Raw genomic sequence first — 25582 nt, forward strand, 5'->3', positions numbered from 1 at the left:
AATAACTAATTTACGCTTGATTTAAAACGATAAGTTAATTGCTTATCGTTTTTTTTATGGACGCAGCAAAAACTTCAATTGGGTGCTGTTTACCTTTGAGGTTCACCATCCCAAGATTATCAAGTTGATATTCAGAGTTTTGCATTTCCAATCGGTGTGCCAACTCACCTGAAATAAGCATTCTTTGCCCAAGTGGGTTACATTGATCTTGCAGCCTAGCGAGGGTGTTGAGTACATCACTAAAGAAACTGATCTCTTGTTTATGTACGCCAACGACTGCAGCAACGACTTGTCCACAATGCGCAGCGGCTTTGAATTTTGGAACGAAGCCGTATTGTTCTTCAAAGTAAGGGCGTTGCCAATTTAGCTGCTGACAAAACTCATAGTAAATGTTCATGCAGCGATCTTGTTTAATACCTTCTTCAAGCGGCCAGTGGATTAAAACCGCATCGCCCATGTATCGATAAATCTCAGCATCGTTATTACTAACAGTATCTGCCAGCATGCTGAAGCTATCTTGAATTAAGCGACTAAAGCGGTAGTCACCTAACGTTTCAGCATGAGCTGTCGAAGAGGCCATATCGATAAACAAAAATAGTCTTTGTTCATACCTAGGTTGGTGGTACTTGCCCATACCGATATTCATTAATACTCGTGGGCCAACCAATAGTGCCATTTGTTCAATAAATGCTAGCCCAACCCTGACTGCAACCAAGTACATTATTAATGCCTGAAATGCAGGTGTATATAGAATGTGGGCAGTGAGCATTTGTCTTAACGTGACCATATGGTTCTCAATGGCCCACATATTTAGAAATTGAGTCACGTAAGCAAGCGTCATGGCACCCAGTAATAAAAATAGGCCTTTAAAAATGACGGAGAAAATATAGGGGAGACGGCTAATTGCGCTGACATCGGCTATAACGTTGGACATCCAGTGTAGGCTGCCAAATACAATGCCCATAAAGATAGCTAGAGTCGCGAGATCGGATACGCCAATAGCCCATTGTGGTAACTCGGGGGATTGTGAATATCGAAAAAATACAAAAGCAGCCATAGCAACAACCCAAGCCATAATTGCAAATAATAATTTTTTCGACTGACGGCGTGCTCTCACTGAATAAATTCGATATCTATAGCAAAAATAAGGTGGGTATTTTATAGAAATTTGTTTGGTTTTGTTAGTGCAAGGTGTGATTTAGATCAAATGAGAGTAATAAAGTTAAACTTAAATCTGCTTTTCGGATGTGAGTGGCACAGTTATAAACGCTAAGTTGGGGTGTGATTTATATTGTGATTAGCTAAATTAGGTTTGCTAGGTAGTTCATTCAGCTGGTTGAGGAGGTCTAGCTAGCAACTTACCCATTAAATGCTTGCTGTAAAATATGTTGAGTAAAGGCTGTTTTCAAGTAAAAACCGCGTGGGTTAGATAATTTGATTGAGCCATCACTGGCAATGGATTCTGTTAAACTTTGGCTATTGGCGGCTTTGGGGCGTAATTGCAGTACTTCACCATGTCTTGCGGTGATGTGTTCAACTTTGCCTAGAGCAATCATTTCCATGATTTCTTCCCAATCTTGTTGCAAAGCAATCATTTGGGTTTGAGTTGGCTGCCATAGGACGGGGCTACCGATTTGTCTTTGGGCGATAGGTATATCACGGCTGCCTTGAACTGGGATCCACAGTACATGCTGTAATTTGTGAAATACCACACTCTTCTCCCAACTGAGCCCTTGAATATTGATTAATGGCGCAACAGTGACATAAGTCGTTTCCAGCACTTTACCAGTGTGATCCACTGGGATAGTTTTGAGCTCAATGCCAAGGTGCAGAAAGTCTTGTTCAGGTTTTGAACCTGCCAAAGCACCAAGCTCTGCTTCAATCAGTTGCCCAACCCAACCTTTATCTTTTCTTAGGTTTTGTGGTGTCTCAATACCATGCTCATTGGCTAAGTCACCCAAAGTCACGCCGGCCATTGCATGCGCACGCGTCATTAGCTCATCTATTGTCTGGGGAGGTTGATTTGGCATGGTCGACTCAAATAACAGTTTGGTTAAATAGTGGGTTTAAATACGCTTTATATAACATGAAACTATTATGGTTTTTCATTTTGAAAAGCCATGATTATATTGCTTGAACATCATCGCGGTATGATTCTCAATTTTGCTGAGTATGTTCTGAGTAAAAAGCCTTAATAAGGCAAAGATACTAGCAAACATATGGTGGCTTGTATAATGATGTGGTCACTGCTTTATAGCTCTTGGGCAGTGAATTGTTCAGCCAATATAAAACCTATTAATACTGGTTATGACAATCGTTATGGGTGGTTAAAAATGCAGCGTTAATAAATTTTTCTTTATTCTGTTATGTTAAAACCTGCTATGCGCATGTTTAATATGGGTTTTTATTTATTTATATCTACTTTTGGTTGAAAGGTAAGACCAAATACAAAGGGTTTCCCTTAGATTTCTAACATAGTTATCCACAGAAAATTGGGATAACTTTAAAAAAATATGGCTATAACGGATATTTTTAAGCTGGTCAACGTCGTTTTACATAAATAAATTGGATAATTTCATTTTTTTTCATTGTTTTTTGTGAATAACTTTATTGGGCAATACTCATTTATAAAGATAAAAACCAACTGTGTGTTTTTTGTACTCCGTCAGTTTTGTTATAGCTTTAAATTGATGTGACTATATTAAGCTGCTGTTTTTAAATGATTAAACGTTTTTGGTTATTATTTTTTAATGTACTTTTATTGTATGATAAATATTCGATCTCAATCTTTATTCAAGTTTCGAACAGACATATCCACAGATTTTGTGGATAGTTCGAAGAAATAAAAACTTGTTCTGTTGATAAAGTTGTTGGCTTCGTGATTTTATCCAAGTTTTTATTGTTTTGAGCATTTGCTGATAATCATGCTTTATGAAACAATCAAGGCAATAAACAATTTAATGAGATTTCGGAGTCCATGTGATTGACAGCGACGGTTTTCGCGCCAATGTGGGCATCATTATCTGTAATAAGTTTGGCCAAGTCATGTGGGCACGGCGTTATGGACAACATTCATGGCAGTTTCCACAAGGTGGCGTGGATGATGGTGAAACGCCTGAACAAGCTATGTACCGTGAATTGTATGAAGAAGTCGGTTTACGACCTGAACATGTAAAAATTCTCACTACTTCACGTTCTTGGTTAAGATACCGATTACCTAAACGCTTGGTTCGTCATGACAGCAAACCCGTGTGTATTGGTCAAAAGCAGAAATGGTATTTACTACAATTAAAAAGTCATGAAAGTGCGATTAACTTAGATTCTTCTGGGCATCCTGAGTTTGATGACTGGCGATGGGTCAGCTTTTGGTATCCTGTGCGACAGGTCGTGTCGTTTAAACGGGACGTTTATCGTAAAGTCATGAAAGAATTTGCATCTACAACAATGGGGCTTCAGAACAAAGAGTTCCATAAACGAAGAGGTCGCCACAGAAATTAATACCAATTGGGATAAATAAGTGATCAGAGATTACGCAGGAAAAATCGCTTAAAACAAGGCAGAAATTGCAGTGAGTTAGTTGTGCTAACTTCAAAATTTCTAACGAAGTTATAAGTGATGTTAACCAGAAAGAATGATCTCATATTTGTGCTAATTGGTTTAACTGCTTCAAAGGGGATTGAATCAGTGTTAACCAGTCTAAGGGATATTACCCAATCCGTCGCGTCTGCTGATTCTTTTGAGGCAGCTTTAACGACTTTAGTGTCGCAAACAAAAGAAGCGATGGAGACCCAATGCTGCTCAATTTACATTCTTGAGCAGCAACAACTGATCTTATCTGCAACTGATGGTCTGGCGCAAAGCGCAGTAGGTTATGTTGCTATGCCTCTTTCACAAGGCTTAGTTGGCCTAGCCGCTGAGCGTGAAGAGCTGGTTAATTTAGCCGATGCCCGTATTCATCCACGTTTCCAACTATTCCCGCAAGCGAATGAAGAAGAATACCGCGCATTTTTAGCCGCGCCAATCATTTATCAAAAGTGTCTTGTTGGTGTTATCGTTATCCAGCAAGGTCAGGCTAGACAATTCAATGAGTCTGAAGAAGCTTTTTTGATGACTCTAGCGGCGCAAATTGCATCCATGGTGCGCGGGTTTAAGCGCAAAGCACGACTAAATCAGCAGCAAAGTCAGGTAATATTCAACGGGACATCGGCATCCCCGGGTATTGCTATTGCGAAGGGTTTAGTGCTGGGTGGTGAGATTTCTATTGAGCAGCCTGAGCTGCACTGTCAAGACATTGAATTAGAAGTCGCACGCTTATTAGCTGCCCGAGATAAATGTATTGAGCTATTAAAGGGCATTGCTCAACGCCTTGAACAGGATAAAGCGACCGAAGTTGCCTCTATCTTCAACGCTTTCACAGCTTTGCTTGATGAACACAGTTTAGGTGGAGAATACCTTGCATTGGTGAAAGCTGGATGGCGAGCTGAAACTGCGGTAAGTAAAGTTTCACTGCAATACATTAATCAATTTGCAGCCATGCAAGATGTCTACTTGCAAGAGCGAGCCAGTGATATTCGTGAACTGGGGCATAAAATGCTGCGCCAGTTAATTGAGCCGAATAAACTGGCGATGACACTCGATGAACCCGTTGTTCTCATCTCCAAAGAAGTGGATGCGACGCTGCTTGCTGAGCTTCCTAGTAATAAATTAGCCGGCATTGTTACCCAATATGGCGGTGTTAATGCACATACCGCAATTCTAGCACGCGCACTCAATATTCCTGCCGTTGTCGCTGTTGAAGATATTTTCTCAGCTGATATAGAGCAAAAGCAGCTCATTGTGAATGCTTCAAGAGGGCAGATACTGGTATCACCTTCTAAATCTGTGGTAGCTGAATATCAAGCACTACTCGATGCTGATATCGCCAGACAAAAACGGTTCGTGGCTGAGTTATCTCAACCTACTTTAACCTTAGATAGTTATTCCATTCAGCTATATTTAAATGCGGGTTTGTTGACAGGTCTTGAGTCTCAAATTGGCGACGGGGCCGATGGCATTGGTTTATACCGCACTGAAATTCCATTTATGTTACATCAAGGCTTCCCTAGTGAAGCCGAGCAGATTACGGTATACCGACGTATTTTAGCCGCGGCTTCAGGGAAAAGTGTGGTGATGCGAACACTTGATATTGGTGGCGATAAACCCCTGCCTTATTTCCCTATAAACGAAGATAATCCATTTTTGGGCTGGCGAGGTATTCGCTTTTCACTTGATCATCCCGAGTTATTTTTAGTTCAACTTCGTGCCATGTTACAAGCCTCTGCTAACTCTGAGCAATTGCATGTTCTATTGCCTATGGTGAGTAATATCGAAGAAGTTGATCAAGCGATAGCATATTTAGACCAGGCGTTAAATGAGTTAAACCAAGACTTAGGTTTGAATATCACACGCCCTAAGATAGGCATCATGCTTGAAATTCCTGCGTTACTATTTCAAATACCACAAGTGGCCAGCCGTGTGGATTTTATCTCAGTGGGCAGTAATGACTTAACTCAATATTTACTCGCAGTGGATCGTAACAATCCCAGTGTCAGTAGCTTGTTTGATAGTTTTCATCCTGGTGTTTTGAGAGCACTGAAGCTCGCTGTGACCGAATCTGAAAAATACCAATTGGATATTAGTATTTGCGGCGAACTAGCGGGTGAACCAATTGGTGCTTTGTTACTGGTCGCTATGGGGTATAACAAACTGAGTATGAACCAAGCTAGCTTGGCGCGTATCAATTACTTATTGCGGCGAGTACACCGCCATGAGCTGCAAGGTGTGTTATCACAAGTACTTACGTTGGATGATGCGTATCAAGTTAAAGCCGTGATGCATCAATTCATTGCACAACGCGGGTTTGATGATGTTATTCAATAGTTTTTTCAAGGTGATTAGTTGTAAGGGGTTAGTCTGTGGATAGTTTGATGCTGGTGTTTATGATTTGTCTGCTGTTAGGCGCAATTGTTGGCTTTTTAGCAGGATTATTAGGCATTGGTGGCGGACTCATTATTGTGCCTGCATTGATCTATATTCTGCCTTGGGTTGGGGTGACTTCAGCGCAATTGACCCATGTTGCAATTGCGACCTCTTTGGCTACCATCATTTTAACCTCGTTGTCGTCTGCGAATTCGCACAATAAGCGAGGCAATATTCCATGGCCACTATTTAAACCTATTTTGCCAGGCATTGTCATTGGCGCATTAATTTCGGCGTTTGTCTCTGAGCTTATTCCCTCTGAGAATTTACAGCAAATATTTGCTGTTTTTGTTGTTCTGATGGCTATCCAAATGGCGTTTCCGCTCAAACCTGAAGGAGAAGGCAAGTTACCAAGCTTTGGTATATTGCTGTCGGTTTCAGTGGTAATTGCCTTTATTGCGGGGTTAATGGGGATCGGTGGTGGCGTATTGCTTGTGCCATTTCTTTGTTACTGTGGTCTGCAAATGAAGCACGCAGTCGGTTTTGCTTCTGCCACTGGTTTTCTCATCGCTTGCTCAGGGACATTGGGTTACATCATTGCAGGATTGAATGCGAAAGATATGCCTGATGCTAGCTTAGGGTATATTTTTCTACCCGCTTTATTTGGCATCATAATGAGTTCTATGGTGTTTGCTCCCATTGGTGCTAAAGCTGCCAGTACATGGCCAACTAAGGTGCTCAAACGTATTTTTGCATTATTGCTATTAGTGATTGGGCTAAGGCTTATGCTGTATTAAATTTTGAGATTGAAATGTGACTATTGATAATTGAGTGACAGAGTTACTGGTTGTCATTGAATGTCTTTAGCTTTTACTTTCATAAAAAAACACATACCCTAATTAAGCGACATGTGTCATTTTCTTTGAGTTACGATTCACTTTGGTGATTTAGACTGCGAACGGATATGAAATCGCATCGTGGTGCTCATAACCTTCAACTTTAAAGTCATCCAATGTCACCCAAGTTTCAATGTCTTCTAACGATTTGATTTCAGGATTAATGATTAATTTGGGCGCGGGGTAGGGCTCACGCTTTAATTGAATATCACGCATCGGTGCGAGTTGATCTTCATAAATATGAGCATTCACAATTTTATGGTACGCCTTACCCGGTTTATGCCCAGTTATTTGCGCCATTAAAGCTAGTAACACATATACTTGAACCATATTAAAGTTTAAGCCGAGCGGCACATCACAACTACGTTGAGTGCTATTGAGGTACAGTGTATCGCCCAATAATGAGAAGTGATGTTCATACATACAAGGACGTAAACAACCGAGCTCAAATGCTCCTGGGTGTAAGAAAGTTAAGATTTCACCACGGTTGTCTATTCCGTTAGATAGATCATTTACAATATTACGAAGTAAATCGACGCTGCCACCCGTTGGTTTTGGGAATGCACGACCCAATGCACCATAGATTAACCCCATATCATCTTCACCTTTACGGTTAGGGTTTGCTAGCCAAGCGGCATTTTCATTTGCATTAGCGTCCCAAGTCTTTGTGCCCAAAGCTCTAAAGTCAGCTGCATTTTGGTAGCCACGTAAGTAACCGAGAATTTCAGCGATGGCTGACTTCCAAAAGCTTTTACGGGTGGTTACCAGTGGAAATTGATTATTGGCGACATCGTATGTTAGATCAGCATTAATGACTGTTAAACAGCGTTTGTTAGTACGATCATTATCAATCCAAACGCCTTCATTGACGATACGTTGGCAAAGCTCTAAGTATTGTTTCATGTGGGGTAACTCAAACGGTGTTGGTTGACCTATTAATGGCAACGCAATTTTATAATGCTGCAAAGTATACCTAATGGCACAGGTTTATAAACTGTTTGTTGTATCACTCTGAATGAATACCGATAAAAAATAACCCAAAAGCTTCAATCACAGCAGGTTTAGTTCAGCTATGATTAATAGGCTATTTATTAGCTAACTTGCTGGGCATGTTTAGGCAAATGAAGTCAGCTTTTCCAAAACATCTTCATGTCAGTTAACAGCTAATAAGACGTAAGTTGATGAAAAAGCGATTGATAAAATATGCGAAAATATTACATATTTTTTTGGTTGAGATACTGATTGATACAGAATTTACCCATAAAAGTGAATAATTTGCTTAATTTTGTGTGTGATTTCCCTGCAAAGTTATTCACCTTTAGTGTTCTTTGTTCTCATTTATCCACTTTGTTGTGAGGTGGATCGCATAAATGTGTTGTTCAGCTCGGTTTTTCCGAGTTATTCTGCTGAAATATTCGATTATTATATTTGTTAATAGTTAGTTAGACTAGCGCCATTGATTTTTTTGGAGTGATATATGGAACGCGCGATTAAAAACTTCTTAAGCCAAGAATCGGCTGGAGGTATTTTATTAATGGGAGCTGTGGTGCTGGCAATGATCTTTGCTAACTCACCGCTTTCGGTTTTTTATGATGGTTTTTTGAACACTGAGCTACAAGTTCGTGTCGGCACATTAGATATTGATAAACCATTACTATTATGGATAAACGATGGCTTAATGGCATTGTTTTTCCTTTTGATTGGTTTAGAGGTAAAGCGCGAATTGCTTGAAGGCGCATTATCTAGCCGAGCAAAAGCATCGCTACCTACTTTTGCAGCGATTGGTGGCATGGTATTCCCTGCTATGTTCTACCTAATGTTCAACTATGGCGACCCAATGACACAAGTAGGTTGGGCGATTCCTGCTGCAACTGATATTGCATTTGCACTTGGTATCATGGCGCTATTAGGTAACCGCGTACCTGTTGCATTGAAGGTATTCCTACTGGCTTTAGCCATTATTGATGACTTAGGTGTTATCGTGATTATTGCATTGTTTTACAGTGCAGACCTATCGGTGACAAGCTTGATTGTCGCAGCAATAGCTATTGCAGGTATGGTGATAATTAACCGCCGAGGTGTCACATCACTAATTCCTTACGGTTTACTTGGTGTGATCCTATGGGTTGCTGTACTGAAATCTGGTGTTCACGCAACATTAGCAGGTGTCATCATCGCGTTCTGTATTCCATTACGTGCTAAAGACGGTTCATCGCCATCTGAGCACCTAGAGCATAGTTTGCACCCATGGAGCGCATTCTTGATTCTGCCTGTATTCGCATTCGCAAATGCTGGATTATCATTGTCAGGTATGTCTGTTTCGTCATTAGCTGAGCCTATTACCTTAGGTATTATCTTAGGTCTATTACTTGGTAAGCCAATTGGTATCATGTTATTTAGCTGGGCGGCTGTAAAACTTAAGCTAGCTGAGTTACCACCGAATATTGGTTGGATGCAAATTGTACCTGTGTCATTCATGTGTGGTATCGGTTTCACTATGTCGGTATTTATCTCTTCATTGGCATTTGAGAATGCACCAGATGCATTCGGTGATTTTGCAAGATTAGGTATCTTAACGGGCTCACTCATTGCTGCTGTTATTGGTTATGTTTGGTTAGACAAGTCATTGCCAAAGAAGGAAGCTGAGGGTGAAAAGAGTTAGGTTAGCTGTATTATTGGGTGCCATGTTTATCGTGGCACCGGTAAAAGCCGACTCTATAGCTTGATGGATTGTCGGTCAGTTAAATAACTTGTTTGTTAGTTAAATCTTATATTGAGCGTTCAGATGCACTAGATAAGCATTGATTGACAATACCTCTGAGTACTTTAATTAGTATTTAAAAATCCGATAAACTTGGTTTATCGGATTTTTTTATGCAGCACACGCCTCAGTTCATTGCTACTCTTTTCCTTCGTTTTAGTTTTCTTACTTGTTATTTGCTTACACATTACTCAAAAAATATGGGGGAATGAGTGCAGACTTTTATACAGTGATTAAATACAACCCTTAACAGAGTGTGCTAGTCTGCATTACAGTTTTGAACACACGATTACAAACTTTTCAGGTTGATATCAGGTATGCAGCACCTTAATTATAATCATCTCTATTATTTCTGGATGGTGAAACGTAAAGGTTCAGTTGCAAAAGCAGCAGAAGCATTATGTTTGGCTCCACAAACCATTACAGGCCAAATCCGTTCTTTAGAAGATCGTTTAAAGGGCAGCTTATTCAAACGAGTCGGTCGTAACCTTGAAGCGACTGAGCTGGGTGAGCTGGTTTATCGTTATGTCGATAAAATGTTCAGCCTCAGCTACGAAATGTTAGATGTGCTTAACTACCATAAAGATGAGAGTATCCTCTTTGAAGTTGGGATTGCTGATGCGTTATCTAAGGCATTGAGTAGTCGTGTTTTACTGAGTGTTATACCTAGCGATGGGTCCATGCACTTAGCCTGTTATGAAGCTACCCATGAAAACTTAATACAGCGTTTAAGAGAGCACAAATTGGATATGATTTTGTCTGATTGTGCAGGTGAATCGTTAAAGTATCCGGATATTTTGTCGAAAAAATTGGGGGAGTGCGGTGTAGGTTTTTTCAGTTCTAATCCTATAAGTGTTGGCTTTCCACAATGTTTAGAACATGAAAAGTTACTTATCCCGAGTAAACACAGTTCATTAGGGCAACAACTACATCGATGGTTTGCTGAGAAAAACTTAAACGTCAGCGTGTTAGGTGAGTTTGATGATGCGGCAATGATGAAGGCGTTTGGATATTTTAAACGTGGAATTTTTGTCGCACCGAGTGTCTATCGTCATGATATACTTGCACAAGGGATGCACTTGCTCGGTGAAACCGCCGATGTCAAAGAAGAATATCATGTAATGTTTGCAGAACGCATGATCCAACATCCTGCCGTGAAACGCTTATTAGACACCGATTTCACGGACTTATTTGCAGGGCTTGATCCACAGGTCCAAGACTATGATCATCGTATTGCGTTTACAGAATAATGTGTAAGGAGTGACCGTTGGAATTAATGAATATTGCCAGAGTTCGATGGGCTTGCCGTCGTGGTATGTTAGAGTTAGATGTTCTATTCCAGCCCTTCGTTGAAGAAAAGTATTTAGGGTTATCTGAGTCAGGTAAGCGCACCTTTATTCGATTACTTGAGTGTGAAGATCCTGAACTTTTTGCTTGGTTTATGGGCCACGAAGAGTGCCCAGATCCAGATCTCGCCAACATGGTTGCAACTGTCCGTGGCAGAGCCAAAGCTTAGTTTAGCGAACTCATCTTCATTTCCCTCTATCGTTGCCGTTAAGTTAAAGGCATCTTTCAATATGCGCTTAACGTTATTGTCGTTAAGCGCTGTCAGTATCACCAGTTTTATTCTTTGGCCAGCATCAGATAATGCATGGTTCCAAACTCTCTTTTGGACTTGCTGCTTATTAACTACTGGGATAGTAGTGAGCCTGCTAAGGCAACTATGGCACTGGCAGGTGCAGCTGACGATTAGTTTGGTAAGTGATGTTCAGCACATTCAAGTGAATCAGTCTTGTTTAGTGCAATGTAAGCCGCCATGGGTAAGTCCTTTTATGGCGGTGATTTGGCTGTGTGATCCAAACAACGCTAAAAATAAGCGAATGTTGATGGTATTTGCCGATATGCTAACAGACTCGCAGTATCATCATCTATGCAGGACGCTTCTGCAAGCTAGGTAAATCACCGCTTATTTGTGAGGCAATTTTCGATTAGGTAGCCGTGCGAAAAATCGAATACACCCACTGCACTGAGCCCATATTGAGAATGAACTTAAATACACCGGGCGTATCTTAAACTATGAGAATATTATTTAGGTTGTAAAACCGTAGGCTGAGGATCATCAAGCTTATCTGGATAATCTAGGTTGTAATGTAGCCCACGACTCTCTTTTCTTGCCATTGCACTTCGGATAATCAATTCAGCTACCTGAACAAGATTACGTAACTCTAGTAAGTTATTGCTAACTCTAAAGTTTGAGTAATACTCTTGGATTTCTTGTTGCAGCATTAAACAACGGCGTAACGCACGTTCTAATCGTTTATCGGTTCGCACAATCCCGACATAGTCCCACATAAATAAGCGTAGCTCATGCCAGTTATGGGCAATGACCACCTCTTCATCAGAGTCACTTACCTTACTTTCATCCCAGGTTGGTATGGCTTGTGGTAGGTTGACTTTATGAAGCTGAGCTTCAATGTCTTGTGAGGCTGCGCGTGCAAATACAAGGCATTCCAATAAAGAGTTGCTTGCTAATCGGTTTGCACCATGCAGGCCTGTATACGCCACTTCGCCAATAGCATACAGTCCGCTAATGTCGGTTTGACCGTGCAGGTCAGTCATCACTCCGCCACAGGTGTAATGGGCAGCAGGTACAACAGGGATAGGGCCTGTGGTGATATCAATGCCTAATTCCAAACAGCGTTTATGTATGGTTGGGAAATGTTTAATAATAAAATCGGCGGGTTTATGGCTAATATCGAGATATAAGCAATCAGAACCTAAGCGTTTCATTTCGAAATCAATGGCGCGTGCGACCACGTCACGAGGGGCAAGTTCGGCACGCGCATCAAATTCGGGCATAAAACGGGAACCATCAGGACGTCTTAAGTACGCACCTTCACCGCGTAATGCTTCGGTCAATAGAAAATTCTTAGCATCAGCATGATATAAGCATGTCGGGTGGAATTGGTTGAACTCCATATTCGCCACACGACATCCTGCACGCCATGCCATGGCAATACCATCACCGCTGGCAATATCTGGGTTGGAAGTGTACTGGTAAACCTTGGAGCTGCCGCCTGTCGCTAGAGCCACAAATTTTGCCGCAACTGTTTCAACGTGCTCACGATCGCGATTCCAAACGTACGCACCTAGTACACGATTGCCAGGACGGTTTAGTTTGCGCGTGGTAATTAAGTCAATGGCATTATACCGCTCAAGTACTTGGATATTCGGATGGGCAAGTGCTTGTTGTTGCAACGTTGTTTGCACTGCTTTTCCCGTTGCGTCAGCTGAATGAAGAATGCGCCTATGACTATGCCCACCTTCGCGGGTTAAGTGATAAGGGGCATCCGCTTGTGAGCCTTGTTCAACTTCCTCTTTATCAAAGTCGACACCGCATTTAATTAGCCAGCGCATGGCACTTTGTGCATTTTCGGCAGTGTAGGTGACGACTTGCTTGTCACACAGCCCCGCACCTGCAACAAGTGTGTCTTCAACATGAGACTCAATCGTGTCTTCTTCGTCAAATACAGAGGCGATCCCGCCTTGTGCGTAGAAAGTTGAGCCTTCAGATAATGGCCCTTTGGAGAGTAAAGCAACTTTATGCTGCTCTGCTAGGTGTAAAGCAAGCGTTAATCCTGCTGCACCACTGCCAATTACTAATATATCAGCTTGATGTTCAACGGCTTGGTTCATCGGGTTCTAAACGAGATTTGAGGTTTGTATATGGTAAAACAAAATGGCACATAAAGGTATACATTGCCAAGTTTGATCAACAACAATCATGATCAATGATAATATTTATTATGATCTAATCGTGTAGTGTTGTGACCAGATAGTCGCGATCTTTTCAGTTAAACGCTGAATAATACGATAATATATATTGCTCATGGCTTCGTTAGCGCTAGCTTGGTCAATTTATTGGTTGTCATGCTAGATATGAAAAAATATCTAAGCAATTTTTGCAGTAAAGCAAGCTATGCCGCAATAATATGATCGCCAAACAGATCGAATAAAATATTTTGCTTAGATCGATCAAATAGCATCAAGAATATGCGTTACTAGCCATTAATTTGTTTTATTATAGGCAAAACAATGGCTTATTGGGTTGTTGACGTGTATTGGACAATGATAGCAAAAATTATGGCTTGCTCGTTTTTTGAGCGTTAGATCGCATTTTGAGACTATGAGTCGCATAAAATAAATTTTTTTTAATTTTGCATCGAACTTTTTTCACATAGGCCAGTCTATAAATGTGAACGTAATTCGAGCGTCTGAGAAATCAGTAAACAGATTTAGGAGTAGTCGGCTCGGATGAGTGGACAATATAGTGATCAACAACTCGTTGAAAAAGTACAACAAGGTGATAAAAACGCATTTAATCTGTTAGTCCTGAAGTATCAGAATAAGGTGATGAGTTTGGTTTCTCGATATGTAAGAAATCAGGCAGATGTGTCAGATGTAACTCAAGAAGCGTTCATCAAAGCGTATCGAGCTTTAGCCAACTTTAGAGGTGATAGCGCTTTTTATACTTGGTTGTACCGTATTGCAGTGAATACTGCGAAAAACCATCTTACATCTCAAGGGCGTAAAACCCCTGCAAATGATGTCGATGTAGCAGATGCAGAGTTTTATGATGGTAATGACGCTTTAAGAGAGTTAGCAACTCCAGAGCGCTTATTACTTAAAGAAGAAATCAATCAGGTTATCTTCAATACATTAGAAACACTGCCTGAAGAATTGAAAATGGCAATTACACTTCGTGAACTCGATGGTATGAGTTATGAAGATATTGCCAATGTCATGGATTGCCCAGTGGGAACGGTAAGATCGCGTATTTTCCGTGCTCGTGAAGCAATTGATAAACAGCTCCAACCTTTGTTGGAAAAGTAACAGCCTGAATATTGATAGGTGAATAATGCTTAAATCAAATAAAGAATGGGTTTCTGAAATTGTCGATGGTGAAGCAGATAAACATACTGTTGAACATCTCGTTTCTGACTCTGAAGCTCATCAGGAATGGCAACGTTACCATATGATTGGTGATGCAATACGTGGCGAATTACCTGAGAAAATTGATTTAGACCTAACAGCAAATATTTTTGCTGCAATTGAAGATGAGCCAACGGTTATGGCGCCTAAAGCGCAGCAAGCAACACAAGATACCGTTGTTGAGCCATCTTCATCGAAAGTGGTGCCTTTGTTTAAGCAATTTGGCCAATATGCTATTGCTGCTACTGTTGCGATGTTTGCGATTGTAGGTGTACAGAATTACCAGCAGCCAGGTGCTGATGTGGAATCACCATTACCTGTGTTGAACACACGACCATTAGTGGGCAGTGTTTCACCTGTGAGTTTACAAACTGGTCCAGTTCAGCAAACGGCACAAGAGCAAACAAATGAGCAAATGGTTGAGCAAAGACGTCGTGTAAACGCCTATGTTCAGGATCACATGCTGCAACAGCGCTTAAATCCGATTGTTGTCAATCAAGCTAACGATCAGCAATAATAGCGAAAACGACCTATCTACTGAGGAGTTAGCTTGCGAGTATTCCTGCTAGCGCTTTTAGCAATATCATTCTCTTCATTTGCCAATGAAGAACTCTCAGCAAAAGCATGGCTCGAAAATATGAGTCATGCGCTGAAACATCAACAATTCAAATCTTCTGTTATCCAACTACAAACCGACCATATCAGGCCGTTTATTTACTTACATGGCAAGGTTGATGAGCAAGAAGTCGCCTTTTTAGAATATTTAAATGGTCCACCCAAAAATGCAGTAAGAGTAGGTGACACCGTTACTTTTATTGAACACGACCAACCTGCTTACAGTGTGTTATCGCCACGCATTCAAGGTATTTGGCCAGCTTCACTCGCCGGAGATTTAGCCCAGTTAGAATTAGGCTATCAGTTTGTCATTGGTGGAAGAAGCCGTATTGCGGGGCGCCCAGGGCAAATGATCCGTTTAATTGCCAAAGATGAGTATCGTTATGATGCGCAAGTTTGGGTTGATATGAGCACTTACCTGCCGTTGCGATTTGATGTGATTAGCCGTGAAAAGCAGTTGTTAGAACAAATCATGGTCGTCGAATTGATTGAAATGGATGAGCCAGCGTCAATTTTGGTGGAAGCGAGCAAGCAAGAGTGGCCGCCAGTAATGAATCTTGTTGAGCGTAAAGAAGCTCAAAACTGGCACTTTACATGGCTGCCGCAAGGTTTTGAAATGGTCGTCAAAGATAATCATAGATTAATTGGTAGCCATGAACCTGTAGAGTATATCGCGTTAAGTGATGGCTTAACGAATGTGTCTGTGTATGTCGCTAAAGCAAAGGAGAGCCCATTACCCGCTGAGTTAGTCAGCCGAAATGGATTATCCATTGTGACTGAAACCGTAGGTAATGCTGAAGTTGTCGCGGTAGGTAAGATGCCAGCAGATACCTTGCAGCGAATTGCACAAAGTTTAGTGATAAAATAATCACTCAATACCAATGTGTAGTGTTCATATATGAATCCGACTCCGGAAAACTGTCCTACTGATACGCCCGCCATGCTAGAAGAACTTGCTAGTGTGGTGGCTTATGATAACGGCTGGGCAACAGTTGAAGTTGAGCTGAAAAGTGCATGTAATCATTGTCAAAACAGTGAACAATGTGGCACTTCAGCAGTGGCTAAAGCTTTTTCGGTTAAAACTCAGCAATTTTCAATTGCCACTGACAGAGTTTGCGATGTTGGTGACATTCTCAAAATAGCCTTACCTGAATCTGTTGTGGTTAAGGCTGCTGCTATTGTGTATTTATCACCTTTGTTAGGTTTAATGCTAGCGGCATTTTTAGGGCAAAGCTTAGGCTATGCTTTAGATATTGATGCCAATTTGGCTGCTAGTATATTAGGTTTATTGGGTGGGTTTGCTGGTTGGTTGCTTGGCAAACGTGCAGCCAAAAAACTCGAGTCTCAAGCAACGCCAATCGTGGTGAAATATTTAGGTAAGAACACTATCGACATTCAGCAACAAGACTAGTCCCCGTTACTCCCGTACAGCTAGCTATGTTAGTCACTCATCTATTTATCAGTCGCAACTTGTTAATATTTATCTGCTGATTTTGACTAGTTTAGCGCTGTTGACTGAATCTGATTGGTATTCCCCCCTTGATCAGGTACAATTTGCGCACTTTTCTATTATTCAAATTAAGTAATTAATCACAGCAGCATAATGAAACACATTAGAAACTTCTCGATAATTGCCCATATTGACCATGGTAAATCCACCTTATCCGATCGTCTTATTCAGGAATGTGGCGGTTTATCAGACCGTGAAATGGCTGCGCAAGTACTTGACTCAATGGATATTGAGCGTGAGCGTGGTATTACTATTAAAGCGCAAAGTGTTACCCTCGATTATAAGGCTAAAGACGGTAATACATACCAGCTTAACTTCATTGATACACCAGGCCATGTTGACTTCTCTTATGAAGTTTCGCGTTCTCTTGCCGCCTGTGAAGGTGCGTTACTTGTAGTTGATGCAGGGCAGGGCGTTGAAGCTCAGACCTTGGCTAACTGCTATACCGCACTTGAAATGGATTTAGACGTTGTTCCTGTACTGAACAAAATTGATTTGCCTCAGGCAGAGCCAGAGCGTGTAGCTGAAGAAATTGAAGACATTGTGGGTATTGATGCCATGGATGCTGTGCGTTGCTCAGCGAAAACTGGCATTGGTGTAAATGATGTACTAGAAGAAATTATTGCAAAAATCCCATCACCAGAAGGTGATGAAGATGGGCCTCTACAAGCCTTAATTATTGATTCTTGGTTTGATTCATACTTAGGTGTTGTGTCACTCGTGCGTATCAAGCACGGTGTGCTAAAGAAAGGTGATAAGTTTAAGGTCATGTCCACTGGACAAAACTACACAGCTGATCGTGTGGGTATTTTTACACCTAAACAAACCGATACACCTGAACTTCGCGCTGGTGAAGTGGGCTTTGTGATTTCAGGCATTAAAGAAATTCATGGCGCACCGGTTGGTGATACGTTAACTCACGCCAAAAATGGTGCAGATGAACCCTTACCTGGGTTCCAAAAGGTGACTCCGCAGGTTTACGCGGGTGTTTTCCCGATTTCTACAGATGATTATGAAAATTTCCGTGAAGCACTCAATAAGCTAAGCCTTAACGATGCATCATTATTCTTTGAACCAGAAACGTCTAGTGCACTGGGGTTTGGTTTCCGTGTTGGCTACCTTGGCCTATTACACATGGAAATTATTCAAGAGCGTTTAGAGCGTGAATATAACCTAGATTTAATTACAACTGCACCAACAGTAGTATATGAAGTTGTGATGACCAATGGTGAAGTGGTTTATGTTGATAACCCATCAGACTTACCGCCACTCAATAACATTGAAGAGCTTCGAGAGCCGATTGTTGAAGCCAATATCTTAGTACCAAAAGAGTACTTAGGAAACGTTATTACCTTGTGTGTCGAGAAGCGTGGTGTACAAACCAACATGGTTTATCACGGCAATCAGGTTGCGATTACTTATCACTTACCAATGGCTGAAGTTGTGATGGACTTCTTCGACCGTTTGAAATCAACCAGCCGCGGATATGCATCGCTTGAATATAACTTTATTCGTTTTGAAGCTGCAGACATGGTTCGCCTTGATATCTTGATTAACGGCGACAGAGTTGATGCGTTGGCGATGATTATTCACCGAACTAATATTCGTCATCGCGGTCTTGCATTGGTTGAGAAGATGAAAGAGCTTATTCCAAGACAGATGTTCGATATTGCTGTGCAAGCAGCAGTGGGTAGCCAAATTATCGCACGTTCTACGATTAAAGCTTTACGTAAAGACGTTACAGCTAAGTGTTATGGTGGTGACGTGTCGCGTAAGAAGAAACTACTGCAAAAGCAGAAAGAAGGTAAGAAGCGCATGAAGTCTGTAGGTAATGTTGAAGTACCTCAAGAAGCCTTCCTTGCCGTGTTGAAGCTGAATGATTAATCCGATTTAATCTAAAAGCCGATACCGTGATAACGCCGCATATTGCGGCGTTGTCGTTAGTGATGTAGTGTCGTTAACACAGTTTGTAACACTCGACCGGTTTATAAGAAAGCATTGATGGGCATACTCATTATTGCTGGTGCAGGACGCACAAATCTATTTTCACATATTGGAGTTTAACCAGAAATGGCAGCCCATTTTTCACTCATTTTAGTATTGGTTACCTTGATCAGCGGATTAATTTGGCTGGTGGATGTACTCTTTTTTGCCCCTAAACGCCGAGAGGCACTTGAGTTAGCACAAGCCAATGGTGCTCAGTTAACTGAAGAAGCCGCTGAGGAAATCACTCGCGAACCAATGGTGGTTGAAACTGCTCATGCTATCTTCCCCGTTATAGCATTTGTCTTAATACTACGTTCATTTCTTTATGAGCCGTTCCAAATTCCTTCAGGTTCAATGAAACCGACATTATTGATCGGTGATTTCATTTTGGTTGAGAAGTTTACCTATGGATTAAGAGACCCCGTTTGGCGTAAAAAACTCATTGATACTGGTGAGCCTGAACGCGGTGATGTGTTTGTCTTTAAATATCCTGAAAACCCAAATATGGATTACATCAAACGTGTCATTGGTCTACCTGGCGATAAAGTCGTTTACCGCAATAAGCAACTGTGGATTAAGCCTGCTTGTCCAACGGGTGAAAATTGCCCTGAGCTGGAAAAAGTGTCGCAGCAGCCTGTCAATAATGGCGAGTTTACCCAAGAAGGTCGCCCATTAATGCGATTAACTGAACAGTTAGGTGACGTTGAACACGACATCTTAATCAATCCAGCTAGACCAGATTATCGCCAGCATTTTTATGCGCAACCTGGCTTAGCGAATAATGAATTTGTAGTACCTGAAGGCCACTATTTCGCTGTAGGTGATAACCGTGACAATAGTACTGATAGTCGTTTTTGGGGCTTTGTACCTGAAGACCACTTAGTAGGTAAGGCTGTGGCCATTTGGATTAGTTTCGAATTCGAGCGCTCTGCGGACAGCTGGTTACCAGCATGGGTTCCAACTGGCGTACGTTTTGACCGCGTAGGTGGCATTGTTTAATGGAACCGATTAAAAACTTATCAAGGTTGAGCCGTGTTTTAGGTTATGAATTCACTAATCAAGACTTGCTCAAACAAGCATTAACCCATAGAAGTGCGGCTAATAAGCACAATGAACGCCTTGAGTTTTTAGGTGATGCTATTTTGCAAGTGGTGATTTCTGATGCCTTATATCATCAGTTCTCAAAAGTCGCTGAAGGTGATTTAAGCCGTATGCGCTCAACACTGGTAAAAGGCGAAACGCTAACTGAGATTGCTAAAGAGTTTAAGTTAGGTGATTACCTCTACCTTGGCCCTGGTGAATTGAAAAGTGGTGGCTTTAGACGAGAGTCTATTTTAGCGGATGCAGTTGAAGCCATTATCGGTGCGATATATCTCGATTCTGATATAGAAACAAGCCGTAAGCTGTTACTAAACTGGTACGCCTCACGCCTAGAGACAATCAAGCCTGGTGTGAACCAAAAAGATCCGAAAACCCTGTTGCAAGAACATCTGCAAGGGTTTAAAAAAGCACTGCCAGAATACAAAGTTGTTAATGTACAAGGTGAAGCGCATAACCAGACTTTTACTGTTGAGTGTAAAGTTGAACAGTTAGATGAAGCCGTAACGGGTATTGCTAGTTCACGTCGTAAAGCTGAGCAGTTAGCTGCAGCACAAGTGTTGGAGTTGATTAAATCATGAGTAAAGATAACGACATTAAGCCAGAACAAAATGAGCCGAGTTTAGATGAACTGCTCGCTCAAATGAATGCTGCATCACCTGTTGCTGGTGCACAGCATGATGAAACACACTGCGGTATGGTGGCGATTGTTGGTCGCCCAAATGTGGGTAAATCGACGCTACTTAACAAGTTGTTAGGGCAGAAGGTCAGTATTACCTCTAAAAAGCCACAAACAACACGTCACCGCATTATGGGCATCTACAGTGATGGTCCAACTCAGATTGTATTTATCGATACGCCTGGTCTGCACATTGAAGAAAAGCGCGCCATTAACCGATTAATGAATCGTGCCGCAGCTAGCTCATTAGCTGATGTGTCTATGGTCATTTTTGTCGTTGATGGTATGAACTGGACTGACGATGATGAAATGGTGTTAAAGAAGCTGCAGCACCGTAATGATGATCGCAAAATTGTATTAGCCATTAATAAAGTTGATGAAATCAAAGATAAAGAAGCCTTGTTTCCTCATCTTGAAAAGCTATCTGCTAAATTCGACTTTGATGAAATTTTACCGATTTCAGCCAGTAAAGGCACCAATGTGCAACGTCTTTTAGACTTAGCGCAAGAGTCGTTACCAGAAGCGCCATTTTACTTCCCTGAAGATTATGTTACCGACCGTTCACAGCGCTTTATGGCCTCTGAAATTGTCCGTGAAAAGCTTATGCGCTTTTTGGGTGATGAACTGCCATACGATGCAACGGTAGAGATTGAACAGTTTAAAATGATGGAAAACGGCGTTTACCAAATTAATGCCCTCATCTTAGTTGAGCGTAAAGGCCAGAAGCGTATGGTAATTGGCAATAAAGGTGAGCGTATTCGCACGATTGCCACTCAGGCCCGACTGGATATGGAGACCTTGTTTGATAACAAAGTATTCCTTGAGGTATGGGTGAAAGTGAAGTCGGGCTGGGCAGATGATGAACGTGCCTTAAGAAGCTTAGGTTATGGTGAAGACTAGTTTTACTTTTAACCTTAGCTGGGGCCGATGATGCAACGTGCTTACGTTATACACCATCGGCCTTTTCGCGAATCCAGCGTGATTGTCAATTTACTTGTGGATGGTCAAGGCCGCGTCGATGCAATTACCCGTGTTGGCAAAGGTAAACGCTCTATCAAGAGCATTTTACAACCTTTCCAACCTCTTTTAATCCAGTTCTCTTATCAACCCAAAAACCGTGAACAAGGCCTACAAAGCATTCAGACTATTGAGCCTGCATCACCGCCAATGCCACTACAAGGGCATAGTTTATACTCTGGTATGTACATGAATGAGTTGTTAGTGCGACTGATTTCAGTAGAGCATCAAGCGAGTACATTGTTTGTGGCCTATCACCAAGCATTAATGAGCCTTGCTACTGAATTCAATGCTAATAGTCTAAGATATTTTGAAATGGCGTTATTAAACGAGTTGGGGGCGATGCCTGAATTATTGCACGATACTCAAGAGCAAGCGATTGAATCAGGTTCGCATTATCGCTATTTATTCGAGCAAGGCTTTATGCCTGTCTTTCAAGCTGAACACCAAGCTAAGCCTATTCGAAATGTGTACAGCGGCGATATGCTTTTGGCACTGCAACAGCAGCAGTTAACCTTGGCGCAAACGCAGGCAGCCAAAGGCTTAATGCGAATTTTGTTAACCCCTTTGTTAGGCGATAAGCCATTATTGAGCCGTAAGTTGTTCCAAACTTAACCCTCATCACTCTGCTATATTTTTACATATTCCACACTGGCAAAGAATCGCTGCCCAATTTTAGGTTTAAAGCATAATTAGATTTACAGTAGACGCCCTCTAATAATTCAATTGAAAAGCAGTTAGAATAAGCCAAATTTTACACCTAATTAAATTGGTATAGCAGCGTGATAATCAGCGCTTAAATCAAAAAGGAGCGATGTGTGAGCGGTATTTTATTAGGGATCAACATTGATCATATAGCGACATTACGCCAAGCCCGTGGTACAGACTATCCAGATCCTATTCATGCAGCTGCAGTGGCTGAGCATGCGGGGGCTGATGGTATTACCATTCATCTTCGAGAAGACCGACGACATATTCAAGATCGTGACGTGTACCTATTAGCGAAAACCCTTAAAACTCGCATGAACTTTGAGTTTGCTGTTACCGAAGAAATGATCAATATCGCTTGTGATGTTAAACCTGCATATGCCTGTCTTGTGCCTGAAAAGCGTGAAGAGCTCACCACTGAAGGCGGGTTAGATGTTGCAGGACAGATGGACAAAGTCACTGATGCCGTTAAACGTCTTTCGGCGCAAGGTATTAAAGTGTCTTTATTTATTGATGCCGACAAACAACAGATTGATGCGGCAGTGGCTTCTGGTGCACCATATATCGAAATCCATACAGGTTGTTATGCAGATGCTGAAACGGATGTGGAACAAGCTGCTGAGTTGACTCGCATAACCGAAATGGCAGCCTATGCTCATTCTCAAGGGCTTATCGTTAATGCCGGTCATGGATTGCATTATCACAACGTTAAAGCGATAGCTGCTATACCAGAGCTTTACGAGCTCAACATTGGTCATGCTGTGATTGCTAGAGCAGCCATTGATGGCTTAGATACAGCTGTCAGAGATATGAAACAATTGATGCTTGAAGGGCGTCGAGGCGAGTAATGGCAATTGTAGGCTTGGGCACTGATATTGTTGAAATCGCCAGGATAAAGTCGCAGTTACAGCGTCACCCTGAGCGTTTAGCTAAGCGAGTGTTAACAGACACTGAAATGGCAATCTACCTAGCAAGCAAAATGCCTGAGCGCTATTTAGCCAAACGTTTTGCAGCTAAAGAAGCTGCGGCAAAGGCGTTAGGTACTGGCATTGGCCGTGGCGTGTCTTTTCAACATATTGAGATTAGCAATAATGATGATGGTGCGCCTTTGATAGAGTTCAGCTTAGGTGCCTTAGCGCGATTTGAGCAATTGGGTGCAACAAGAGTGCTGATCAGTATTGCTGATGAGCAGCGCTATGCAAGTGCAACGGTGATAATTGAATCCTAATGGCTTCATGAAGCTAATACCGATCCCATAATGTGTTATAGAAAATATTAGCTGCACAATATGAATAACAATAGTTAAGGCGCGCAAGCGCCTTTTCTGTTTCAAGATGAAGTCATTTTGCTTGAAGTCTTTTTAGACTGATTGCCTTGTATTAATGGTCATAAACCTCATGACTTGCTAAGTGATTATCTGTTGAGTTAAATTAACAAGATAATAACAACAGCAGCAGGTCTACATCATGAAGTCCGCAATAGAACAACTTTCTACCTATAAAAGTGTCCATTTGAACCCTAAGAATATCCGCACCCACTTTTTTGGTGTACCCATGATTATTTGGTCGCTGTTCGTGCTTTTAGGGCTAATTCGCTTTTCATATGAAAGCATTGAAGTCAGCATCGCGATGGTGTTTATGCTGATGGTGTTAGCTTATTACTTTATGTTGCATGTCAAGCTGGCTGTCGGGTTGATGCTATTTATCATTCCAGTGTTGCTGACATCTGATTATGTCGCCACTCAAACATCACATCCGCTAGTATTAGCCATTGCGGTATTTGTCATTGGTTGGGCGATTCAGTTTGTGGGCCATAAATATGAAAAAGCCAAGCCAGCATTTATTGATGACTTGAATCAATTGCTCATCGGCCCATTCTTTTTGATGGCGGAAGTGTATTTTATGTTTGGCTGGCAAAAGCAGCTTGAACAAGATATTACCCCCATTGCCCGTGATAAGCGCAGAGCGTTAGAAGCAAAGCGCAGGGAACAGCAAGCGAGTTAACTTAAATAAAAATACCGCCAAATGGCGGTATTTTTAATTAGTAGTCATTAACTCAAGGTCATCAGCTTGTTTGCTTTACGTGATGCTCTGGTAATTCTGCAATAACCTTCACTGTTTTGATCATATTATCTGCAACATCAATCACTTCAATTGGATAGCCAGCTATTTTCAAACTAGTGTGCGCACATGGGATATCTTCTAAATACTCAATGATTAAACCGTTAAGTGTTTTAGGGCCATCGGTAGGGAAGTCCCAGTTCATTTCTTTATTCAGGTCTCTAATATTAATGGTAGCGTCAATGACATAGCTGCCATCTTGTTGCGCATTAATTTCATCACTTGGCGCAGGGAGCATTGAGGTTGTAAAGTCACCCACAATTTCTTCTAGAATATCAGCCAAGGTGACCATGCCTTGGATATCACCATATTCATCAACCACTAAGCCAATACGTTCATTATTTTGTTGGAAGTTAGCCAATTGCACATTTAAAGGTGTTCCTTCAGGGATGAAATACAACTCTTTAACTGTTCTTAATAATGTAGATTTACTAAAGTCTTCTTTTGATTGCAGGCGCAGCGCATCACGTAAGTGTATAAAGCCAACAGCATCGTCAATATTATCTCGATAAACTAATACCCGTGTATGGGGGCTTTGAATCACCTGCTTATTGATGACTTTAAAATTGTCGTTCATGTTGATTGAATAGATATCCGAGCGAGCAATCATCACATCTTCAACGGTCACTTTCTCTAAATCTAAAATTGATAACAGCATATCTTGGTGACGTTGTGGGATTAACGCACCAGCTTCATGCACCACGGTTCTTAGCTCTTCTTGGCTTAGAGCATCATTACTTTTCACTGAGTGGATACCTAATACTTTGAGGAATAAACCAGTGATGTAGTTGAGAGACTTTACCAAGGGAGACAGCAAAATCGACAACCATTTGAGAACAAAACTCGATGGGAAAGCAATTTTTTCTGGGTGGATTGCAGCGTAAGTTTTTGGGGTAACTTCTGCAAAAATCAAAATGATAATGGTCAGCACACCCGTTGCGATACCTAAACCGATATCTCCAAACAGACGTAAACCAATCACGGTTGCGATTGATGACGCAAGAATATTAACCAGATTATTACCAATTAGAATCAAGCCGATAAGTCGGTCAGGGCGTTCAAGCATTTTTTGTGAACGCATTGCGCCTTTATGGCCTTTAGATGCAAGGTGCCTTAGACGATAGCGATTGAGAGACATCATCGCTGTTTCTGAGCCAGAAAAGTAAGCTGATACTAGGATCAATACAAATAAAAAGATTAACAGCGCGCTAGTTGATATCGCGTCCAAAGACATGGGCTCCA

At 41.5% G+C, this 25582-nt stretch carries 24 protein-coding genes; 19 read left to right on the top strand and 5 right to left on the bottom strand.

Annotated elements, in window-relative coordinates; genetic code table 11:
- Positions 1–34: 34 nt before the first annotated feature.
- Together ACHUGF_RS05085 and mutH are read right to left on the bottom strand one after the other, a co-directional pair.
- Positions 35–1057, bottom strand: coding sequence for an adenylate/guanylate cyclase domain-containing protein (locus ACHUGF_RS05085; RefSeq protein WP_394129700.1), 1023 nt, complete (start codon positions 1055–1057; stop codon positions 35–37).
- 301 nt (positions 1058–1358) lie between these two features.
- Positions 1359–2030, bottom strand: coding sequence for a DNA mismatch repair endonuclease MutH (gene mutH / locus ACHUGF_RS05090; RefSeq protein WP_394129701.1), 672 nt, complete (start codon positions 2028–2030; stop codon positions 1359–1361).
- Between the two features lie 949 nt (positions 2031–2979).
- On the opposite strand from mutH, the gene rppH reads away from it, so the two are divergent.
- The 3 genes from rppH (at position 2980) to ACHUGF_RS05105 (ending at position 6755) form a co-directional block, all read left to right on the top strand.
- Positions 2980–3498, top strand: a complete 519-nt coding sequence (gene rppH / locus ACHUGF_RS05095) for an RNA pyrophosphohydrolase (protein WP_394129702.1) — start codon at positions 2980–2982, stop codon at positions 3496–3498.
- A gap of 186 nt (positions 3499–3684) precedes the next feature.
- Positions 3685–5919 carry a phosphoenolpyruvate--protein phosphotransferase gene (gene ptsP, locus ACHUGF_RS05100; protein ID WP_394129703.1) on the top strand — a complete coding sequence of 745 codons (2235 nt, stop codon included), beginning with the start codon at positions 3685–3687 and terminating at the stop codon, positions 5917–5919.
- 35 nt (positions 5920–5954) lie between these two features.
- Positions 5955–6755, top strand: a complete 801-nt coding sequence (locus ACHUGF_RS05105) for a sulfite exporter TauE/SafE family protein (protein ID WP_394129704.1) — start codon at positions 5955–5957, stop codon at positions 6753–6755.
- Between the two features lie 150 nt (positions 6756–6905).
- Here the strand turns inward: ACHUGF_RS05105 and ACHUGF_RS05110 are convergent, their stop codons facing one another.
- Positions 6906–7757, bottom strand: coding sequence for a thymidylate synthase (locus ACHUGF_RS05110; protein WP_394129705.1), 852 nt, complete (start codon positions 7755–7757; stop codon positions 6906–6908).
- A gap of 574 nt (positions 7758–8331) precedes the next feature.
- Here ACHUGF_RS05110 and nhaA point away from each other — a divergent pair.
- From nhaA to ACHUGF_RS05130, 4 genes are all read left to right on the top strand, one after another.
- Positions 8332–9516, top strand: a complete 1185-nt coding sequence (gene nhaA, locus ACHUGF_RS05115; RefSeq protein WP_394129706.1) for a Na+/H+ antiporter NhaA — start codon at positions 8332–8334, stop codon at positions 9514–9516.
- 416 nt (positions 9517–9932) lie between these two features.
- Positions 9933–10865: a transcriptional activator NhaR gene (gene nhaR, locus ACHUGF_RS05120; RefSeq protein WP_394129707.1), complete on the top strand. Its 933-nt coding sequence runs from the start codon at positions 9933–9935 to the stop codon at positions 10863–10865.
- 17 nt (positions 10866–10882) lie between these two features.
- Positions 10883–11131, top strand: a complete 249-nt coding sequence (locus tag ACHUGF_RS05125) for an FAD assembly factor SdhE (RefSeq protein WP_394129708.1) — start codon at positions 10883–10885, stop codon at positions 11129–11131.
- The gene (locus tag ACHUGF_RS05130; protein ID WP_394129709.1) at positions 11112–11573 is read left to right on the top strand and encodes a protein YgfX; all 462 of its coding nucleotides are present in this window, start codon (positions 11112–11114) and stop codon (positions 11571–11573) included. The genes ACHUGF_RS05125 and ACHUGF_RS05130 overlap by 20 nt, the downstream gene beginning before the upstream one ends.
- A gap of 127 nt (positions 11574–11700) precedes the next feature.
- Here the strand turns inward: ACHUGF_RS05130 and nadB are convergent, their stop codons facing one another.
- Positions 11701–13311, bottom strand: coding sequence for an L-aspartate oxidase (gene nadB, locus ACHUGF_RS05135; protein WP_394129710.1), 1611 nt, complete (start codon positions 13309–13311; stop codon positions 11701–11703).
- A gap of 618 nt (positions 13312–13929) precedes the next feature.
- On the opposite strand from nadB, the gene rpoE reads away from it, so the two are divergent.
- From rpoE to ACHUGF_RS05195, 12 genes are all read left to right on the top strand, one after another.
- A complete protein-coding gene (rpoE, locus tag ACHUGF_RS05140; protein WP_394129711.1) occupies positions 13930–14508 on the top strand; it encodes an RNA polymerase sigma factor RpoE in 579 nt (192 codons plus the stop codon).
- A gap of 25 nt (positions 14509–14533) precedes the next feature.
- On the top strand, positions 14534–15124 hold the full coding sequence (locus ACHUGF_RS05145) for a sigma-E factor negative regulatory protein (protein ID WP_394129712.1): 591 nt from the start codon (positions 14534–14536) through the stop codon (positions 15122–15124).
- Positions 15125–15157: 33 nt separating this feature from the next.
- A complete protein-coding gene (locus ACHUGF_RS05150) occupies positions 15158–16090 on the top strand; it encodes a MucB/RseB C-terminal domain-containing protein (RefSeq protein ID WP_394129713.1) in 933 nt (310 codons plus the stop codon).
- Positions 16091–16162: 72 nt separating this feature from the next.
- Positions 16163–16633, top strand: a complete 471-nt coding sequence (locus tag ACHUGF_RS05155) for a SoxR reducing system RseC family protein (RefSeq protein WP_394129860.1) — start codon at positions 16163–16165, stop codon at positions 16631–16633.
- A gap of 192 nt (positions 16634–16825) precedes the next feature.
- Positions 16826–18616: a translation elongation factor 4 gene (gene lepA / locus ACHUGF_RS05160; RefSeq protein WP_394129714.1), complete on the top strand. Its 1791-nt coding sequence runs from the start codon at positions 16826–16828 to the stop codon at positions 18614–18616.
- 186 nt (positions 18617–18802) lie between these two features.
- Positions 18803–19717 (top strand): signal peptidase I, encoded by a 915-nt coding sequence (gene lepB, locus ACHUGF_RS05165; protein ID WP_394129715.1) that lies wholly within the window; start codon positions 18803–18805, stop codon positions 19715–19717.
- Positions 19717–20397, top strand: a complete 681-nt coding sequence (gene rnc / locus ACHUGF_RS05170; protein WP_394129716.1) for a ribonuclease III — start codon at positions 19717–19719, stop codon at positions 20395–20397. Before lepB ends, rnc begins: the two co-directional genes overlap by 1 nt.
- A complete protein-coding gene (era, locus tag ACHUGF_RS05175) occupies positions 20394–21395 on the top strand; it encodes a GTPase Era (RefSeq protein ID WP_394129717.1) in 1002 nt (333 codons plus the stop codon). The genes rnc and era overlap by 4 nt, the downstream gene beginning before the upstream one ends.
- 30 nt (positions 21396–21425) lie before the next feature.
- Complete coding sequence (gene recO, locus ACHUGF_RS05180) at positions 21426–22127, top strand: DNA repair protein RecO (protein WP_394129861.1); 702 nt, start codon at positions 21426–21428, stop codon at positions 22125–22127.
- A 203-nt stretch (positions 22128–22330) separates the two neighbouring features.
- Entirely contained in the window at positions 22331–23068 is a 738-nt protein-coding gene (gene pdxJ, locus ACHUGF_RS05185; protein ID WP_394129718.1) for a pyridoxine 5'-phosphate synthase, read from the top strand.
- A complete protein-coding gene (gene acpS / locus ACHUGF_RS05190) occupies positions 23068–23448 on the top strand; it encodes a holo-ACP synthase (RefSeq protein ID WP_394129719.1) in 381 nt (126 codons plus the stop codon). The genes pdxJ and acpS overlap by 1 nt, the downstream gene beginning before the upstream one ends.
- A 238-nt stretch (positions 23449–23686) precedes the next feature.
- Positions 23687–24223 (top strand): Mpo1 family 2-hydroxy fatty acid dioxygenase, encoded by a 537-nt coding sequence (locus ACHUGF_RS05195; RefSeq protein WP_394129720.1) that lies wholly within the window; start codon positions 23687–23689, stop codon positions 24221–24223.
- A gap of 61 nt (positions 24224–24284) precedes the next feature.
- Here the strand turns inward: ACHUGF_RS05195 and ACHUGF_RS05200 are convergent, their stop codons facing one another.
- Positions 24285–25568 (bottom strand): HlyC/CorC family transporter, encoded by a 1284-nt coding sequence (locus ACHUGF_RS05200; protein WP_394129862.1) that lies wholly within the window; start codon positions 25566–25568, stop codon positions 24285–24287.
- Between the last annotated feature and the right edge of the window lie 14 nt (positions 25569–25582).

It is taken from the genome of Shewanella maritima, from assembly GCF_043643735.1.
GTDB lineage: Bacteria > Pseudomonadota > Gammaproteobacteria > Enterobacterales > Shewanellaceae > Shewanella > Shewanella maritima_A.

Bases quoted from the DNA above. Each gene is read 5' to 3' on its own strand.
- nhaA (WP_394129706.1), top strand. From the start codon at position 8,332: ATGGAACGCGCGATTAAAAACTTCTTAAGCCAAGAATCGGCTGGAGGT.
- acpS (WP_394129719.1), top strand. From the start codon at position 23,068: ATGGCAATTGTAGGCTTGGGCACTGATATTGTTGAAATCGCCAGGATA.
- mutH (WP_394129701.1), bottom strand. From the start codon at position 2,030: ATGCCAAATCAACCTCCCCAGACAATAGATGAGCTAATGACGCGTGCG.
- nadB (WP_394129710.1), bottom strand. From the start codon at position 13,311: ATGAACCAAGCCGTTGAACATCAAGCTGATATATTAGTAATTGGCAGT.
- era (WP_394129717.1), top strand. From the start codon at position 20,394: ATGAGTAAAGATAACGACATTAAGCCAGAACAAAATGAGCCGAGTTTA.
- recO (WP_394129861.1), top strand. From the start codon at position 21,426: ATGCAACGTGCTTACGTTATACACCATCGGCCTTTTCGCGAATCCAGC.
- ACHUGF_RS05110 (WP_394129705.1), bottom strand. From the start codon at position 7,757: ATGAAACAATACTTAGAGCTTTGCCAACGTATCGTCAATGAAGGCGTT.
- lepA (WP_394129714.1), top strand. From the start codon at position 16,826: ATGAAACACATTAGAAACTTCTCGATAATTGCCCATATTGACCATGGT.
- rpoE (WP_394129711.1), top strand. From the start codon at position 13,930: ATGAGTGGACAATATAGTGATCAACAACTCGTTGAAAAAGTACAACAA.
- rnc (WP_394129716.1), top strand. From the start codon at position 19,717: ATGGAACCGATTAAAAACTTATCAAGGTTGAGCCGTGTTTTAGGTTAT.
- ACHUGF_RS05195 (WP_394129720.1), top strand. From the start codon at position 23,687: ATGAAGTCCGCAATAGAACAACTTTCTACCTATAAAAGTGTCCATTTG.
- ACHUGF_RS05155 (WP_394129860.1), top strand. From the start codon at position 16,163: ATGCTAGAAGAACTTGCTAGTGTGGTGGCTTATGATAACGGCTGGGCA.
- ACHUGF_RS05085 (WP_394129700.1), bottom strand. From the start codon at position 1,057: ATGGCTGCTTTTGTATTTTTTCGATATTCACAATCCCCCGAGTTACCA.
- nhaR (WP_394129707.1), top strand. From the start codon at position 9,933: ATGCAGCACCTTAATTATAATCATCTCTATTATTTCTGGATGGTGAAA.
- ACHUGF_RS05145 (WP_394129712.1), top strand. From the start codon at position 14,534: ATGCTTAAATCAAATAAAGAATGGGTTTCTGAAATTGTCGATGGTGAA.
- lepB (WP_394129715.1), top strand. From the start codon at position 18,803: ATGGCAGCCCATTTTTCACTCATTTTAGTATTGGTTACCTTGATCAGC.